Raw genomic sequence first — 17,473 nt, forward strand, 5'->3', positions numbered from 1 at the left:
AGGCCTTCCTCCTATGAATGGCTGATGTCGACAAGAAATGTTTTGATTTCGTACGGCTGAATCTCAAAAGAAATCGTATCCCCAGCTACTTCCTGGCCGATAGGACGTTCCATTAAATCACATTCCTGCCAAGAACGGATTGCCAGATCGCCCGCAATCTCCATCCTCCCGCGTGCCCCTGTAAATTCATGGACACGGAGAACGATTTTATCGCTGTCTTCCGCTTTTTTAATCGCATCAATCACGATATTGTCTGCGGAAGGGCGGAAAAGGGAGAACTCAGGCTTCACGGCCTCCCCTTTTGCAAAAGCAAGAGGACTATTCAGATCCCATGCCTCCTGCACTGTATTGCCGTCCGCCCAATCGCCTTCATGAGGGAGAAGCGAATACGTGAAGGAATGATGCCCTTGGTCCTGAAGGTAATCCGGATCTGTCGAAGACCGCAGCAATGTGAGGCGAATGACATTGTCCTTAATGTCGTGCCCGTACTTGCAGTCATTCAGGATGCTGACACCGTATCCGCGCTCGGATAAATCCGCCCATTGATGCCCAACCGTCTCAAACCGGGCGATATCCCAGCTTGTGTTCCAATGCGTCGGGCGCTTGATATTCCCGAACTGGATATCAAACGTTGCCTCGGTCGCACGGACATTGACAGGGAAGGCGGCCTTCAGCAGCTGGTTCTGTTCATGCCAATCGATTTCAGTCGCGAAATCAATCCGTGGGCTTTTGGCATACAGGACCATATTTTGAACAATCGCTGAATCCATGTAAGACCATCTGAACTCAACAACCATACGGAGCGGGTTCATTGAAACAACCTGTACGGATTGAAGCTCATTGATTTCGCGCATCTTTTCCTGATAGTAAATATCAATGTCCCATGCATCGAAATTCATTGGTTTATCTTCAAATACTTGAAGGATATTTCCTTTGGCTCCGCTGGCCAAAACCTCGCGGCCGGCTTTGCGGTCATACAGCCTCGTTAACTGGCCGTGCCCGTCCCATTCGATTTCATAAAATGGGCTCACAACGCCGGAAGGCAGGACTTCAAATGGCGTTGACGCACTTTCATCCGCTGCTCCATTTTCAAACTGGATGCTTGTCATGCCTGTCGGCGGAACGGTTTCCACCTGGACGAGCCATGTTTCCCCGTCAAGGCACGCATCAAGTGTTTCGCCATTCAAATCTGTCCATTTTCCGTGCTCCATTCCGCTTTCTGCCGGGATGGAAACAAGGCCTGCTCTTTGCCAGGCTGAGGAGTTCATCACGGTATACGAATGTCCCCCTCCGGTTACAAGCTTTCCGACTGATTCCTCCAGAAGCGAGCGGCCCAGCGATTCAGCCTCCGCGTATTCAAGCGTGCTGTCCTCATACACTTCCCTGATGGACGTTCCCGGAATTATGTCATGGAACTGATTGCGAAGGATGATTTTCCAGCCTTCCGTCAGTTCTTCCAGCGGATACAGGCCAAAATCCGCTGCGAAAAGGCTATTCAGGGCGCTAAGCCATTCTGTTTCCCTGTAGAGCAATTCGAGTTTCCGGTTCATCTTCTTGTTATAGGCCTGGCTCGTGTACGTTCCGCGATGGTATTCGAAATACAGTTCCCCGTCCCATGTATGAACATATTGATCGGAACGTTCCACAGTTTCTTGCAGTCTGGCAAAATAGTCATCCGCGCGTCCGGTTTTCACGCGGGGGATGCCAGGCATGTCCTCGAGGCGGCGGCGCATTTCGAGCATCTCGCGGTTCMCCCCGCCTCCGCCATCACCATAGCCGTATGAAATCAACAATTCCTGGTTTATCGCTTTATCACGGTACTCCGTCCATGTACCGGTAACCGTTTCCGGCAAGATTTGGCCGTTATACGTGTAGATATGCTTCCAGTCGTCATCGGTATCGGTTGTGGTAATGAAGTGAGTCAGGATTTCGGTACCATCGATCCCCCTCCACATGAATGTGTCATGCGGCATCCGGTTGTACTGGTTCCAGCTGATTTTCGTTGTCATGAATGTATCGATGCCGGACTTCTTCAAAATTTGTGGCAGTGCCCAGCTATAGCCAAAAACATCCGGCAGCCATAAATAGCGGCAATCCGCTCCGAACTCCTCTTTGAAAAAGCGCGTTCCGACAAGCAGCTGGCGGACGAGCGATTCGCCGGATGGAATGTTGCAATCGGCCTCAAGCCACATTGCACCGCCTGCCTCCCAGCGCCCTTCTTTTACGAGGTCGCGGATCTGTTCATACAGTTCAGGAAAATCATTTTTTATGTATTCATATAATTGCGGCTGTGTCTGCAAAAAGACATACTCCGGAAAGCGTTCCATTAAACGCATCACGGTGGAAAATGAACGTGTCGCTTTCTCACGTGTATGCTTCAGCCGCCATAGCCAGGCAACATCGATATGGGTATGCCCGATTGCGGTAATCGCAACGGGATGCTGGCTCTTAAGTTCTGCAAACTCTTTTGCCAACAGTTCACGTGCATGTCCTATCGATTGATAAAAGGCATCCGAGCCTGGCCTCGACCAATCCACAAGCAGAAATGCCCGGTCAACTGCCGCTAACAGCGCATGGCGTTCCGGGGCATGCTCATTCAAGACGTTGACGGTTTTCAATATCGCAGCCGCCGTATAATAAAGATCGTCAGCCGCTTCATCCAGCCAGGTAATTTCAGCCTGCCTGATTTTATGCTCAAGAGGCTTCGGAAGGCCGCCTCCTTCAAGGCCGGACCATAAACGGAATGACAGCTCAACCTTCGACCCGATGCATCCATCCGGCAAGAACGCTTCCTTATGGTTGGAGTCCACTCCCTGATACGGTTTGCCGTTTACATACAGCATGGACTCAAACCCTGAATTGTTGCCGTCCCCTGTTTTGCCAAAGTCGAACAAGCCAACGACCGTACGGCCTTTCCACTCTGCGGGAATGTCAACGTCCGCCTGCAGCCAGGCATACAAGTCGCGCCCCGTCCAATTGTCTCCAATGGAGATTGTCGACCATCCGCCATCCTTTGGTGGAGCTGGGACGATGACGCCCTCCGTCCTGTCCAATTGATAGCGGAGCTCCGGAATTACAATACGGTCACGGTACCGGTATTTCTCCAATTCTCTTATGCGGCTATCTAGCTTTTTCTCTGTCCAAAACACCAATGACCCGCTCCTTTACAAAACTTATCCTTTAATCGTTTCCTTTTCCTGAACAACTTTGCTTCCATCAGCCAGGCGCAGGTACGATTCAAACTCCCGGCTGCCTTCCTGAAGCTTAATCACCCGGGCTCCCCGCGGAAAGTCCTCATCCCCATAGCCGTTATAACCGGTCGCGCGGCCATAGCATAGCTTGACGCCATACAATTCACCGCAGAAATCATTGAGATGGTCGTGCCCGACGAAGGTCCCTTTAACATTGCCCATTTCAACCATTGCCGAAAACAGGCCGGAATTGACTTCAGGACTGCAAATTTCGCCTTCCTTCATATTGCCGGCATAATTCCCGGACTCCCAAACCTGCTTATACTCTGGAAGAGGTATATGGAAAAAGTGCAGTTCAGCTGGAGCCGCCGAATACCGCTCCTTCAATGCACTCGATTCTTTCACATACCACTCGATCTGGTCGCGTTTGATAAAATCATAGCCACCGACCAGTTTGTTCGGATTATCCATTCCGGAATCGAGGAAAAAGAAGGCCCATTGCGGTTCTTCAGCAGTTGAACCCGCCAATTCAACGATAAAATTTCCGGTTCCGCTCACTTCGCCGGCTTCCGCAAGGCAATAGTGGGATTCCTTCATGACGGAAAGAAGCTCTTCCTTTGAAATTCCTTCTTCCGTATCATGGTTGCCGAATACCGCCGCCCAGGGAACATTTGCCTTCACTGCCGGCTCAATCGCTCCCCTCAGGGCCGCTTTTGGATCAGCGCTGTTCGGGCTGTAAATCAAATCGCCAGTAAAGACGACCAGGTCCGGCTTTTCCTCGCCCAGGATTTGTTCCATCAATTGGTTTGTCCGCACGTCCAGCTCATCGCCGTTCTCGCAATGCAGATCCGTAAATTGGACAATGGTAAAGGTACCATCCTGTTTAAATTTTAATCGTGCCATCCTCATGTCTCCCCCATCATATGTCGATTTCGAAGCTGCCTATTCCTTTACAGAGCCGATATTGACACCTTTTGTAAAATGCTTCTGGATAAACGGATAGATGATGATGATAGGAGCGACGACAATAATGATCGTTGCCATTTTCAATGAGTCACCCGTGACCGTAATTTTTTCCAGGGCCGCATAGGCGCCAGAGTTTCGGAGCAATGCATCCGCCAAAGCCTGCTGGCGTGTCAGCATTTCCTGCAGGAGCGTGGCAAGCGGCTTCAATCCGGGATCCCTGACATAGAATGCCCCTGAAAACCAGTCATTCCAATGGCCGACAGCATTGAACAATCCAATCGTTGCAAGAACCGGCTTACTCATCGGAAGGATAATCTTGAAGAAAATCTGGAATTCGCTGCAGCCATCAATCCGGGCGGCTTCTATGACACTATCAGGCAATTGGCCGAAAAACGTCCTCATAATCAGGATGTTCCAGACACTGTACAGGCTTGGGATTATATACACCCAAATGGTGTTAGTTAGCTTAAGCTCTGTTAAAACCAAATAATACGGGATAATCCCCCCGCTAAATAACATCGTGAAAAAGATAAAAAAGGTAATCGATCTTCTACCCGGCAATGTTTTTGTATTAAGGGCGTAAGCCGCCATCGCAGTCAATAATACGCTGACCGCGGTTCCTACAACAGTCCTGAATACACTGATACCAAGTGCATTCAGCACGGTTGATTGCTTAAAGACTTCAATATAATTTTCAACGCTGAATTCCCTTGGGAAAAAATAAATCCCGCCTCTTTGCGCATCGGTTCCTTCATTAAGAGAAAGAGCGAGGATATTCAAGAAGGGCAGAATGATCGATAGGCAAAGGAGTCCAACAAGGGCAATATTCAGGACTTTGAAGAAGCTCCATTTTTTCTCGTGGTGCATGCAGATCCCCCTTTATTCAATTCGGCTTCCTTTTCAATTCGTTTGTTTTAGGGAACCCGCCCGATTACATTAACCCGGAACGGATTCCCTTATAAGATGAAAAGAGTTCTTACGTGATAAGAAAGGAAGCTGGTCTATAGGCCGCTAACAGGCAGTCTGCTAGAATTTAATGGTCGTACCGTCTTGTTCTTTCTCTTCAATCAGTTTGATGTACTTGTTCAGCCCGGCTTTTTCAAGCTGCTTTTGGGACTCTTTCAAAATTTTCTTCGCGTCGGCCTCTGATTTGCTGTAATAGGCGCGCAGCAGATTTTCATTGTAAGAATCCAGAGCGATGTTCAGGTTGTCGCCGTTGTCGAATTCGAAAATAAATGACTTAGGCGTTGAACCGTCGACGACTTTTGCGTTTTGGAACTTTTCATCGTAATTCCACATTTGAAGTATCTTATCAGCCGTCTGTGTATCCTCGCCGGAAACCCTTGCGCCATACTCAAATTCTCCGAAATCCTCCTTATTGTCCATATCCGTGTAGCCGAGGTGCTCGGCCCAGAAAGAACGGACGCCCCTGAAGCCAAGTTTCGCGGCGGCTTCCGGATCATTGTTTTTCAATTCAAGGACTTCTTTTTTCACAAGCGGGTTGCCGTTTTCATCAAGCGTGTAATCCCTGCCTTCAAGGCCGTAGTGGGAAAGAAGCTTTCCTTCGCGGCTTGCAAGGAAATCGGCCAGCTTAACGATATCTTCCGGATTCTTCGTTGTGGATGGGATGGACCAGCCTGCATAGCCTGACTTATACGATAATTGCATTTGGTAATCGCCTTCCACTGTATCAATCGGCCCTAGCGGGATATACTTCATGTCGTTGTTTTGGACAACATAATTGTGCATGTCGGCCACGATGCCAAATGACTTGTTGACGATGCCTTCCTTCGCCCTGTTTTCTTCCATTGTGAAGAATTCTGGATGCAGAAGGCCGTCCTTCAACAATCCCCTGATAAAATTGACGCGCTTCAGGCCGTAATCTGTTTGCGATTCGTGCTTGATTTTACCGTCACTGTCTTTAAGGAATTTTTCGCCGCTTGCTCCGGACCAGACAAGGTCGTTAAAGATGAAATCCCTGTCAGCTCCGCCCCATGCAGTCGGGCCAATCGGTGTAATTGGCTTGCCGTTTACATCCTTGAGGTTGGCAGCCTTGATTTTTTCAGCAAGATCCTTAAGCTCATCCGTTGTATCGATTTCAGCAGGATTGATGCCCAGCTTGTCCACTACATCCTGAAGGATATATGGGCCTCCGACATACTTCCTCGTGACAGTACCTGGTTTACGCTGAATGGACATATGGACGAAGTAGCTCTTTCCTTTGAATTCATCCCTGAACATAATGTTGTTCTTCGTATCAGCCGGCAGGTAGCCGTCTTCAAAATATTTGCTGTAAATCTTAGTTTCTTTCAAGCTTGGAGTCAGATCATGGAACATGCCTTCGCGAGCCGCTTTCAGGAGGATTTGCATCTCCGGGCGTCCGCTATGGTCAAGATAGTATGCGATGAAATCAGGCAGGTCGCCTGATGCGAGGCCGGCAGTAAGCGCTTCTGTTGAATCCTCAACAGCAATGCCCTGCAGTTCCAGGCTAATCCCTGTCCGCTTTTTTAGTTCCGCTGCAATTTCCGGATTCATTTCCGCGGAAACGTCGCCATCACTCATGAACACAAGCCCTTTAATGGTCCGGTCCGCAATCCATGTGTCCGGAGCTCCTTCAGGCTTTTCTCTTTTTTCATTTGCGTTGGAATCCTTGCTTTTACAAGCAGACAGGAGCATTACACCGATAATAAGCAACACCAAGAATTTGAATGAAGTTTTTTTCATAAAAATTTTCCCCCTAATTGGTTTACCAAAGTGAAGTGTTGAATTTCTTGCTTGCAAAACGGTTTACCGCCAGTACAACCAACAATCCTACAACCCCTTGCATCATGCCTACGGCTGTCGCATAGCCAAACTGGCCGCTTTGCAGCCCAGTACGAATGACGTACGTATCGATAATCTCTGAAACTTCTGCATTTCCTGGTGTTTTCAATAAGTAGATTTGATCAAACCCCGCGGAAAGAATATTGCCCAAGGACAGGATGAACAGAATCAAGATGGTTGGCCGTATACCAGTCAAGGTAATGTGCCAGATCTGCCTTAGCTTGCTCGCACCGTCAATCGCGGCTGCTTCATAGAGCGCCGGGTCGATGCCGGCAATCGCCGCGAAATAGATGATCGAGCTCCAGCCGATATCCTTCCACACATAACTCCAAAACATGATTGAGTGAAAATAGTCTTCATCCATTAAGAAATATGTACTTCCATCACCTCCCGCAGAAGAAATCATTTCGTTCAGCAAACCTGTATTTGGCGCGAGTATACTCTGGATGATCCCAACAACAACGACCCAAGATAAAAAATGGGGCATATAAGAAATGCTTTGGAAAAAACTCCTTAGCTTGTTGTTTTTAATTTCATTGAACATCAGGGCCAAAATAATCGGGAATGGCATTGCCAGGAGCAGCTTCATCCCGCTGATGATCAGTGTATTTTTTACATAAACCCAGCTTTGCGGGTCCTGGAAGAAACGCTCGAAGTATTTCAATCCGACCCACGGCCCGCCAAACAGGCCTGTGTCAAAGCGGAACTCCTTAAATGCCAGCACCATCCCCGCCATTGGCAGATAGGAGAAGATGATGAAAAAGATGATACACGGCAAGAGCATGATATACATGGCGCGGTGTTTCCAGATGTTCTTAACTGTCATTTTCATAGGTCTTGCTTTTTTGAGTTTGCTTTTCTTTTGGACTGTTACCTTTGGCGTGATTTGGTTCTCGGGTGTAACTTCCATGGAACATGTCCCCCTTTCTAGTTGCTCTTCCTCTTCAATACTACGTTCCTATTCAGCTTTCAAAATAAATCGGATTCGTGAGCATTACTCTGTTTTGATTTTCGTCGTATGCGGTTGCGCGGAGCCAGAGAAGGCCGTTCAATTGGCCTTTTTCAATGCGGCAATCCGCCACCGGCCTATCGCTTCTATATAAATCTCCCAAATTCGACTCGATGATGATCTCTTTTGCTTCATCCGAATCTTCCAAGACAAGCCGGATGTCCAATTCATCGATCTCGTCCAAATGGATCCTATCACCCATGCTCCATTTTCCATTGACACGGAAATCAACCCGCGGTGAAAGGGTGATGTAGCTCCTGCCGAGTTTAATAGCTTCTAAAATATCTTTTTGGCCGGCATCCTTTTCAGCCGACACATAAAAATAGGCGGGCCTCCGCTCGGTATCGGAATGGTGCCAGTCCCTGCCGCACGTTGCCGGGATTTCAATGCCGCTGTTCAACAGCTGCGTCCATTTGGCGATTGCATCGGCACTGGACATCGACAGGTGCGGGTCCTCTGAATTCCAAACCTCGATAAAGTCGACCCATTCAAGCGACTCCAACGCATATTGCCAGCGGCAGCCTGTACAATACGGGCTGCCAACATCGAAGGGATGGGCAATGCCAATCAGCAGCCCCTGCTCCTTCATCTCCCTCAGCTTTTCATTGATGTTAACCCTGTCGATCGAGGTCCAATCAACCGGTTTCTGATCACCATACCCAAGCGTCAGGAAGTGCCCATGCAAGGTTGTCATTTCCAGTCCCTTAATAAATTGGATCGGGTAGTCATCTGGATTGATTTCATCAAAGGCGCTGAGCGTATTATGGTCAGTGATTGCGAGCCAGTCGAAATTCCGCTTTACCGCTTCCTCGATCAGCTCGTTCGCAGACTGCCTTGCATCGCTATGCAGCGTATGGGAGTGAAGCTCAATTTTGTGGAAATAGGTATTCTGCCATGTGTGCTTTTCCCGATTCAATTTTTCTTTTTTGACCTCGGCCAGCTCGATTGGCTGCCAGGAGGTTCTTTCTTCGCTATGTATCGCTTCAATCGTGCACTGGATTTCTGCCTTCTCCGTGACAAGTGCGTGAAAGTTGAAGGAAATGTCCCAAAAACCAGGATGGACTTTGCCGGTCAGCATTCCAGGAGTTGATTGGGTACCGTTAATGACAATCTTCCCAATCGATTCAAATCGATGGCAGCTCCCTTCGAATCCATCGCTCGATTTGGCGGAAACCGTAATCAGGTTCCTGACCGACCGGATGTACTCACGGTCTGAGGAAGCCATGTTATTGTCCTTTTGGAATCGGGAAAACAACTTATCCAAATTAGCTTCATTTGCTTGTTCAGTTGGTGAATAAGAGTAATGGATGACCAGCTCCTCCGTGGACTCGGGAACTTCAACACGAAAAATCATATGGCTCTGATGGCATTCCGGCGTCACGGCAATTGAATAGTTCCCAAGCTTCGTCTTTATCATTGCTGCCCTCTCCAAAAAGACTCCCCCTGTTTAAATGTGCTACATCCTTAACGAATGAAACCGCTTTCGTTTWTTTGTAAAATTTTTTCAAAGAATTGATACACTTTCATTATGGCCATACGGTTCAATGAGTTTATTATTTTCATATAAGCCGGTTTGAACCAGTGCAAAAGCAAGTGCTCCCACCGCGCCTGATTCTTCACCAAGTGCGGAAAGCTCTATTGTTACGGGAATTGGAGTGAATTGTGAAACCTTCAGGCGAAGCTTATCGAGGATGATTCCCATCGAACTTGAAACGCCTCCGCCTATTACCACTTTATTCGGATTCAGTAGGCTTGTAATATTCGCGATTGCAAGAGCAAGATTCGTGACAAATTGATTGATGACCTCCAACGCCACACGATCGCCTTGTTTATAGTTTTGAAAAAGGACTCTTGGTTCGTATCCATGGCGGGATAATGCGGTACCGGATGTCTTTTTTTCAAAAATCCCGAACTCGCCCAGCAAATTTGTATGCGCTTTCTCAATGTCCCTATCGGAAAGGAAATAGCCAATCTCACCGGCCATAAATTGCTCTCCCTGAACAATAGAGCCATTGGAAAATATAGCGCTTCCCACCCCTGTCCCAATCGTAATAAGGACAAAGTTTTCAATGTTTCGTGTACTTCCAAGCCAGTGTTCACCTTGCGCGGCGCAATTTACGTCATTGTCCACAAAAATCGGGCAGTTGAAATACTGCTGCATCCTTTCCAGGAAGGGCTCGTTTTTCCATTTGAACGCGGGCGCATCAATGATGGTCCCCCGGTAGCTGTCGGTAATCCCCGGGACGCCGAAACCCACGGCTGCAACTTCCTCAGGGTATATGTCCATAGCCCGCAAAGCGTCTTTAACATGCTGATGGATGTCAGTATAGCTGCTTGTACTTGGCACCTTATGCTTATAAACAATATTCCCCTGTAAATCAGCGATACAAATAATGATCTTGGTGCCTCCAATATCGACTCCAATCCCATATTTCTTCGTAAGCTCCTGACCAGGCTTCCTTTTGGCACTTTGTATCATAGTATTCTCCCCGTTGTACTTGAAATGTGTTAATCAGGATCGTGCGTTTCCTACCTAATTCCGATTGCAAAACTTGTTTAGTTAGTTTGTTCTTGGATAGAACTAACTATAGCTTCAGTATAAATGTTGGCATTTTTACCTGTCAACCAAATTTGCTAAAAATTAAAACAATTTACAATATACACATAGTAAAAAACCTTCTTAATGCAGCAGAATGCATGTTTTACCTTGTATAGAACTTTTTAATTTCGTGATTTATTTGATCCCGTTTGGATAAATACCAGGAATGCTCCAGGGGATAGGTACTAAAGGTAAGCTCCTGGTCAAGGCCATCCTCAACGATTTCTAAAACCCTCTCCTTGCCGATGAGGCTTTCAAGAAGTTCAAGGGCCCGCAAATCCTGAATGGCCTCATGAAGAACCTCCAGCCTGAGTGACTCAATCGGCCCACTTTCCCCCGGATAGACGAGAAAGGAATCGCCGGATGGAAAGGAGTAATTCGCATCGGTATTTTTGAAAGGATCAATCTGTTTCCTTGAATACTGCGAATACCAGAAGTTATATCCCCAGTGAAGGAAGCCAGTTAAATTATATTTATATAATTGAATGCCAAGGACCCGGTTCCTGAATGACGGCATGGAGAAGAAACGGTTCGACACCAGCCTGTGCTGCGCATTGCAGTAATACGTCCAGAGATTTTCAAGCCCATTTTCCAGAAAAGGGCCGATATGGTCGTTGGCCGGTATCGGATTTTTAACAAGCCCCTTTTCGTAAAAAGAAAAATCGGAAAGGGCATCGATGATTGGAAAACCCTCCAAATGATTTGTCATCATTTCACTCGCTTGTTGATAAGAAGCCTGATGTTCGAGGTTTGGTTCATCGGAAACATGAAAATAGCTTTTCTCCTCAAGACCATGGTTTTTAAGGAAACTTACTAGCTCAGGTAAAAATTGATCGAGGAAGTTTTTGTATTCCTCCCCGGAGGCATCCGTTTCCCAGCCGAAAAGCCGCTTAACGCTTCCGTTTTCTAGCCCAAGTATCTTTGGCGCGTGTTTAGCGCCCCATTGCGTAAACAGATGGGAGAATTCAAAAAAGGAAATCCCGTTCTCCGTGCAGACGGAAATCCATCTCTCCAGTTTCCGGAAGCCGAACCTGTACGAATCCCCCGATTTTTCCACATCAACAAGCTGGACCGTAGGCCGCTCTCCGCCTTCTTCCGTATCAAGGGGAGGAGTGAACAAAGGCGTAAGAATCATGTTCATGCCATGGTCCGCGGCCGTTTTAACATACTTTCCAATCAGCGCCCAATGCTCTTCGCTGAATGTGTCCACCCGATAATGTGTAGACAGGCAATCCGCATGGAACCATTCCGTATGGATGAGCTTCTGTACGGGAAGCTTTGCAGGAATCACTTCTAGCTCAAATACCTCCCGTCCGATAGGAAGGCCTTCTTCATCCTCAAAAATTATTTCAATCAACTGAATTCCCTGTTCGGTATCCTCATTCAACTCGATTGAAATCCATACGGAACGCCACTGTTCGGGGAATACGACAATTCCGCCGTTTTCCTCAATCGGGAAAAGCGGATCAGGATAAAGTCCGGGCGTGGAGCGGAGAATGATACTGTCATGGCCTAGATGGCATGGTAGCTCCGATGGAACAAGCCCGACAGAACGGACGGAAACCCCTGTGGCAAAAGGAGATGATACCTTCACCAGGACATTTTTTATGAGCCTCTTCCCCCGGTAGGCGACCTGAAAGGAGTACGTCTCGTTTAGGAGTGCCGACCCTTTTGTAAAAGGCCTATCCTGCAAATCAATATCGGAAAATACTTTTGTTAACGAGCTTAAACACTTGGTTTCAATCCGATTATCCGTTCCCATTCTGCAAGCACCTGCCTCTTTATCGTTTGTTTGTTCTTCATCGAAACAAACTATAATAAAAAAAAGAAAGCAATAAATTAAAGCCAGTCCCTTACCTGGGCAAAAGAATATAAAATAATGCCAAGTACTCCGATATCCTCATTTTCGGACGACAATTCAATCCCGCATCGAAGCGGCGTATAGTTTTTTATCGCGCTTTCGAGCTCGGGTAAAATAGGTGACAATCCCTTCCCCATTATGCCGCCAATGATGACTTTTTCCGGATTTAGCATGCTAATCATATTGGCGATCCCAAGAGACAAGGTTTTAGTAAAATTGTCCACCATCAGCTGCTCATCGGCAGATAGCTTCCCATACCTATCCATAAGGTCGTTGAAATCAATGGATTGACGCTCAAAGGCTAGGAGTGAAGCCTGCTGATCGAACGGCCCGTAAATGCCAAGCCCTTTTATTCCATCAAAGCCGGCATCAGTCTGGAAGCTAAAATATCCAATTTCACCGGCTAAAAAGTCTCTCCCCTGAATCAAATCGCCATTGGCCAAGATAGCGCTTCCAATTCCCCTCTCGATAAAAATATAAATGAAATCATCCATATTTTTTGCTTTCCCAAGCCATTTTTCGCCGAGGGCCAAACAGTTTACATTGTTGTTCATAAACATTGGCATCGAAAAAGCCTGTTTCATATAAGGGATGAATTCGATGTTTTCCCATTGCAGCTCAGGGGCATCGACCATGCCGCGCTCACTGTCGGCTGTTCCAGGAAAACAGAATCCAAGGGAAATGATTTGCGTAATGGAAATCCCGGATGAGGCGACGCATTTTTTTATGGACTCCCTAATGATATGAAGCTGGTTTGTCGGGGAAAGGGTTTCTTTATAAACAACCGTCCCATTAAGGTCCGCAATGCAGATATAGAGCCTCGAACTGGAAATGTCGACGCCGACACCATATCCCGAGCTAGGATTAAAGCCGAGCTCAATGGCACGCCGGCCGCCTTCTTTCGTTGACTCGGCGTACCCAAGCTCGGTGACAAACTTCTTCTCTATCAATTCATCAACAATGGAGGACACAGTTGAACGGCTTATGCCGAGCTTCCTGGAAATTTTCGCCCGGGAAATTGGCTGCTCATTTCGGATTGCCTCCAATACAAGATCACGATTCATTTTTTTTATTAATTCTATATGCCCTTTTTTCATCTGAATCCCCTTAATAAGTTCTACTGTCTTATTCAACGGCAATTTTTGCAAAAATATAAACTAACATGAATGTATCAAACTTCCAGCTGATTGAAAAGAATATTCGGATCTCATAGGCTATATTTCTACAAAATTTGCAAGGGGGGGATGGCAGCAGTCTTTATTGTTGCCTCAATCTGACCAAAAGGGTTTTGATTTCGTAAGGCGCAACAGAGATGGAAAGTGCGTTTCCTTTAAATGCCTCGCCAACTGGCTTCTCCATTAAATCTGTTTCCTGCCAGGATTTAACTTCAAGGCCGCAGGACAAAGTGACCGTTCCTCTCCTGCCTTCGAATTCATGGAACCGGATGATTATGCCGACACAGTCCTCGGCCTTTTTGACCGCGCTGATATGGATATTACGGCAATCCGCCTGAATCAATGGCTTATCCGCAAGCTCGGAAACTCCCGGAAAGACGTGAAGTGGTGAATTGAGCTGCCATGCCTCGCGATGTGTTCCAGCTTCCCGCCAATCGCCCAAATGCGGGTAGAGCGAGTAAGTGAAACGATGCTCGCCCTGATCCGCTTCCGTATCCGGATGCATTGGGCTTTTCAGAAGCGATAGCCGGAGAGTATTGCCGTATACGTCATACCCGTATTTGCAATCGTTCAACAAGCTTACCCCATACCCCGTTTCCGATAAATCGGCCCAATGGTGGCCAACCGTCTCAAACTTCGCCATATCCCAGGACGTATTCCAATGCGTCGGGCGTTTCACATTTCCGAATTGAATATCAAACGTCGCCTCTGTTGAACGGATATCAACCGGGAATGCTGCCTTCAGCAGCTTCCGGCGTTCATGCCATTCGACATCGGTCTGGAAATCAATCCGTTTTGTATGGCTGTAAAAGATGGCATCCTGCGTGACTGTCGACAAATGATATCTCCATTTCATTTGAAGGACGATACGGATCGGGCCCATTTCCTTCACTTCAAAAGAAACAAGCTGTTCCAACTCAGTCATTTTCTCCTGATAAAAAATGTCGATATCCCATGCATCGTGTGCCAAGGGCCGATCCTCGAACAGCTGCAGCACATTCCCCTTCGCACCGCGCGCAAGGACACTCCGGCCTGCTTCCTTATCGAACAGGGTTTTGATATGCCCGTTTTCATCCCAGCTCACGTCATAAAACGGCGTCGACAGTTGCTTATTTTCATAAGAGAACGGCATGCTTGCCGGTTCTTGCGCCTGCCCCACTGCAAACGTAATCACCTGGCCCGCGAATGGCTTTAGCTTTTCAGAAAAAMCCCGCCAGCCTTCCGGGGATTTCTGCGCGGCAAGCGTCCTCCCGCCCTGTCCCAAAAATACTCCTTCCCCACAATTTGTCTGATCATACGGAATAAGCGCCACCTGGCCTTCCTCCCATAAACCCGAATTGTAGAGTGTATATGTATGTTCCGCAGGCGCAAAAAGCGCTGCTTCAGTTATTTCGGACTGGCTGCGGATAAGCTCCCACGCTTCCCTGTACTCGATTGCGGCATCCTCATACACCTCGCGAATCGAGGAACCCGGAATGATATCATGAAACTGGTTACGCAGGACAATTTTCCAGGCAGCCTGAACTGCCTCTGCCGGGTACGCTTCCCAGCCGTCCTTCAGGGTATGGAGAACCCCGAAGAGCTCCCAATCCCTTAGTGCAAGCTCAAGCTTCCGGTTTTCGCGCTTCATGAACGCCTGGCTCGTATAGGTCCCACGGTGGTATTCCAAATACAGCTCCCCATCCCAGCGGTGGACATACTGCTTTGTATTCTCAACCGTTTCCTGAAGCTTTCGGAAATAGTCTCCCGCCTTGCCTTCCTTCACATGTGGGATGCCTGGCATTTTGTCGAGCTTCCTCCGCATTTCAAGCATTTCCCGATTGACGCCGCCGCCACCATCGCCGTAGCCATAGGAAAGGAGAAGCTCCTTGTTCATCGCTTTATTGCGGTAGCCTTTCCAGGTACCGTTGACTGTCCTTGCCGTCATCCGGCCATTGTATGTATAAAACCAGGAGTCTTCCGGATTCCATGGCTCCGGAGTCGAAATGAAATGCGTCAGCAGCTCGGTCCCGTCAATCCCCTTCCAGTAAAACGTATCATGGGGCATCCTGTTATACTGGTTCCAGCTGATTTTTGTCGTCATGAACGCATCGATGCCCGACTTTTTCAGAATCTGCGGTAGCGCCCAGCTATAGCCGAATACATCGGGAAGCCATAGTACTTTGCAGTCAACCCCGAATTCCTCTTTTAAAAAGCGCTTCCCGACAAGGATTTGCCTGACAAGCGACTCCCCGCTCGGGATGTTGCAGTCCGCTTCAAGCCACATCCCCCCTTCCGCTTCCCATTGCCCACCCTTAATCCGTGCCTTCATTCCTTCGTAAATATCGGGGTAATCATGTTTGATGAATTCGTAGAGCTGGGGCTGTGACTGCAGGAACAAATAGTCGGGATATTCCTCCATCAGGCGGAGGACGGTCGAGAAGGAACGAGCCGCCTTTTCGCGGGTATGCTTCAATTGCCATAGCCAAGCCACGTCGATATGGGTATGCCCGACGCAATGGACCGTTACAGGGTGATGCTTCTCCAGGCGTTCAAGGCCTGCCGTTACATATTCATGGGCAAGGTAGCATGATTCATAAAACTGGTCATCACCGGGAATTGTCCAGTCAAGCAGCCTGAACGCTTCATCCAGAAGTGTCAGCAGCTCCGACCTGTTCGGATCGGCTTCCGGCAATTCAAGGATTGTCTGATGCATCGCCAAAGCCGTATAGTAAAAGTCATCCACTTTTTCATCAAGGAGGCAAATCTCCGCCCTGCTCAGCTGATAGCGCATCACCTTTCGCGGGCCGCCGCCTTCGAGCCCTGTCCACATCCGGAATGACAGCTCCGTTTCCTTCCCGATGACATCGCTTTTGAACAGCACTTCCTCATGATTCGAGTCGACCCCCTGATAGGGCACGCCATTTACGTACAGGAGTGACTCGAACCCGGAATTCGTGCCGCCGCCCGTTTTTCCGAAACGGAATATCCCCGCCGCCCGTTTGCCATGCCATTCAGCAGGAAACATGACCGTTGCCTGGAGCCATTTGTATGTATCCCGGCCTTCCCAATGGTCGCCGAGCCGCATTTCTTTATGGTGTTCGCCAATAGCCGGCGGCCTTAGGCCAATTTCCCCGTCATCGTCCAATGCCAGAAATGAATTCACCGGCCGGCTGTCGCGATAGCGGAACGGTTCAAGCTCTTCAAGCCGCTCCTGTAATTTATCTTCCGTTAAAAACATGACCATTCTCCTTTTTCCTTAAGACCCAACGTTTTTGTATCGTTCATGTTTATGCGTTTCATCGTTTTTCATCTGTTTTTGCTTTTCTTCGTGCTCCAAATGTTTTTCTTCAATAAAATTCCCCAATTTCGCCAAAAGGAACGTAATGAGGACGGAAGCTAGAACGATGCCATAGAACCCCGCGCCTATCCCAATTCCGACTCCCCCGGCAAAAAACACCATTGCCGCGGAGGTGAGCCCTTTAATCCGCAAGCCGTCCTTGATGATCAGCCCGGCCCCCAAAAAACCGAGCCCGGACACAATCTGGGCGGTGAGGCGCATCGGGTCCATCCGGTTATTCATGTTCGAATTCCCGAAAACTTCGGCGCTGTAAATCGAGATAATCGTAATCAGGGTGCAGGAAACGGAAACATATGTGAAAGTTTTCAGGCCGGCCGGCTTATTTTTCGCGCTGCGATCCCAGCCGATAAACATTCCGAGAAGCCCGCTTATGACAATCCGGACATAAATCTCAATATTCTTAAGTAAATGCTCCTCGTAAAAAATGCCTAAATGCTCCATTTCCTTTCCTCCTTGGCATATTTGCAGCCCTGATGTCGATTTGCCAGCGTATTTGCCCCCCCACTGGC

The 17,473-nt window shown here is 48.1% G+C and carries 11 protein-coding genes; all 11 read right to left on the reverse strand.

The genetic code is table 11. From position 1 onward, the window contains the following. Positions 1–11 precede the first annotated feature (11 nt). The gene (locus ADU24_RS16910) at positions 12–3,149 is read right to left on the reverse strand and encodes an alpha-mannosidase (RefSeq protein WP_053367720.1); all 3,138 of its coding nucleotides are present in this window, start codon (positions 3,147–3,149) and stop codon (positions 12–14) included. Between the two features lie 24 nt (positions 3,150–3,173). Further along, positions 3,174–4,094, reverse strand: coding sequence for a metallophosphoesterase family protein (locus ADU24_RS16915; RefSeq protein WP_053367721.1), 921 nt, complete (start codon positions 4,092–4,094; stop codon positions 3,174–3,176). A 39-nt stretch (positions 4,095–4,133) separates the two neighbouring features. Then, positions 4,134–5,024, reverse strand: a complete 891-nt coding sequence (locus ADU24_RS16920) for a carbohydrate ABC transporter permease (protein WP_053367722.1) — start codon at positions 5,022–5,024, stop codon at positions 4,134–4,136. A 159-nt stretch (positions 5,025–5,183) separates the two neighbouring features. Beyond that, positions 5,184–6,881: an extracellular solute-binding protein gene (locus ADU24_RS16925; RefSeq protein ID WP_053367723.1), complete on the reverse strand. Its 1,698-nt coding sequence runs from the start codon at positions 6,879–6,881 to the stop codon at positions 5,184–5,186. A 22-nt stretch (positions 6,882–6,903) separates the two neighbouring features. Continuing rightward, complete coding sequence (locus ADU24_RS16930; RefSeq protein ID WP_053367724.1) at positions 6,904–7,890, reverse strand: ABC transporter permease; 987 nt, start codon at positions 7,888–7,890, stop codon at positions 6,904–6,906. A gap of 52 nt (positions 7,891–7,942) precedes the next feature. Next, positions 7,943–9,421 carry a CehA/McbA family metallohydrolase gene (locus ADU24_RS16935; RefSeq protein WP_053367725.1) on the reverse strand — a complete coding sequence of 493 codons (1,479 nt, stop codon included), beginning with the start codon at positions 9,419–9,421 and terminating at the stop codon, positions 7,943–7,945. A 72-nt stretch (positions 9,422–9,493) separates the two neighbouring features. Next, positions 9,494–10,468: an ROK family protein gene (locus tag ADU24_RS16940; protein ID WP_053367726.1), complete on the reverse strand. Its 975-nt coding sequence runs from the start codon at positions 10,466–10,468 to the stop codon at positions 9,494–9,496. A 223-nt stretch (positions 10,469–10,691) separates the two neighbouring features. After that, on the reverse strand, positions 10,692–12,350 hold the full coding sequence (locus ADU24_RS16945; RefSeq protein WP_053367727.1) for a DUF4091 domain-containing protein: 1,659 nt from the start codon (positions 12,348–12,350) through the stop codon (positions 10,692–10,694). 77 nt (positions 12,351–12,427) lie between these two features. Further along, the gene (locus tag ADU24_RS16950) at positions 12,428–13,546 is read right to left on the reverse strand and encodes an ROK family transcriptional regulator (protein ID WP_053367728.1); all 1,119 of its coding nucleotides are present in this window, start codon (positions 13,544–13,546) and stop codon (positions 12,428–12,430) included. Between the two features lie 160 nt (positions 13,547–13,706). Further along, positions 13,707–16,844: an alpha-mannosidase gene (locus ADU24_RS16955; protein ID WP_053367729.1), complete on the reverse strand. Its 3,138-nt coding sequence runs from the start codon at positions 16,842–16,844 to the stop codon at positions 13,707–13,709. Positions 16,845–16,862: 18 nt separating this feature from the next. Continuing rightward, positions 16,863–17,405, reverse strand: a complete 543-nt coding sequence (locus ADU24_RS16960; RefSeq protein ID WP_053367730.1) for an MgtC/SapB family protein — start codon at positions 17,403–17,405, stop codon at positions 16,863–16,865. Positions 17,406–17,473 lie beyond the last annotated feature (68 nt).

This window comes from Bacillus sp. FJAT-27245, from assembly GCF_001273955.1.
Classification (GTDB): domain Bacteria; phylum Bacillota; class Bacilli; order Bacillales; family Cytobacillaceae; genus Bacillus_D.

Bases quoted from the DNA above. Each gene is read 5' to 3' on its own strand.
- ADU24_RS16915 (WP_053367721.1), bottom strand. From the start codon at position 4,094: ATGGCACGATTAAAATTTAAACAGGATGGTACCTTTACCATTGTCCAA.
- ADU24_RS16920 (WP_053367722.1), bottom strand. From the start codon at position 5,024: ATGCACCACGAGAAAAAATGGAGCTTCTTCAAAGTCCTGAATATTGCC.
- ADU24_RS16925 (WP_053367723.1), bottom strand. From the start codon at position 6,881: ATGAAAAAAACTTCATTCAAATTCTTGGTGTTGCTTATTATCGGTGTA.
- ADU24_RS16930 (WP_053367724.1), bottom strand. From the start codon at position 7,890: ATGGAAGTTACACCCGAGAACCAAATCACGCCAAAGGTAACAGTCCAA.
- ADU24_RS16940 (WP_053367726.1), bottom strand. From the start codon at position 10,468: ATGATACAAAGTGCCAAAAGGAAGCCTGGTCAGGAGCTTACGAAGAAA.
- ADU24_RS16945 (WP_053367727.1), bottom strand. From the start codon at position 12,350: ATGGGAACGGATAATCGGATTGAAACCAAGTGTTTAAGCTCGTTAACA.
- ADU24_RS16950 (WP_053367728.1), bottom strand. From the start codon at position 13,546: ATGAAAAAAGGGCATATAGAATTAATAAAAAAAATGAATCGTGATCTT.
- ADU24_RS16960 (WP_053367730.1), bottom strand. From the start codon at position 17,405: ATGGAGCATTTAGGCATTTTTTACGAGGAGCATTTACTTAAGAATATT.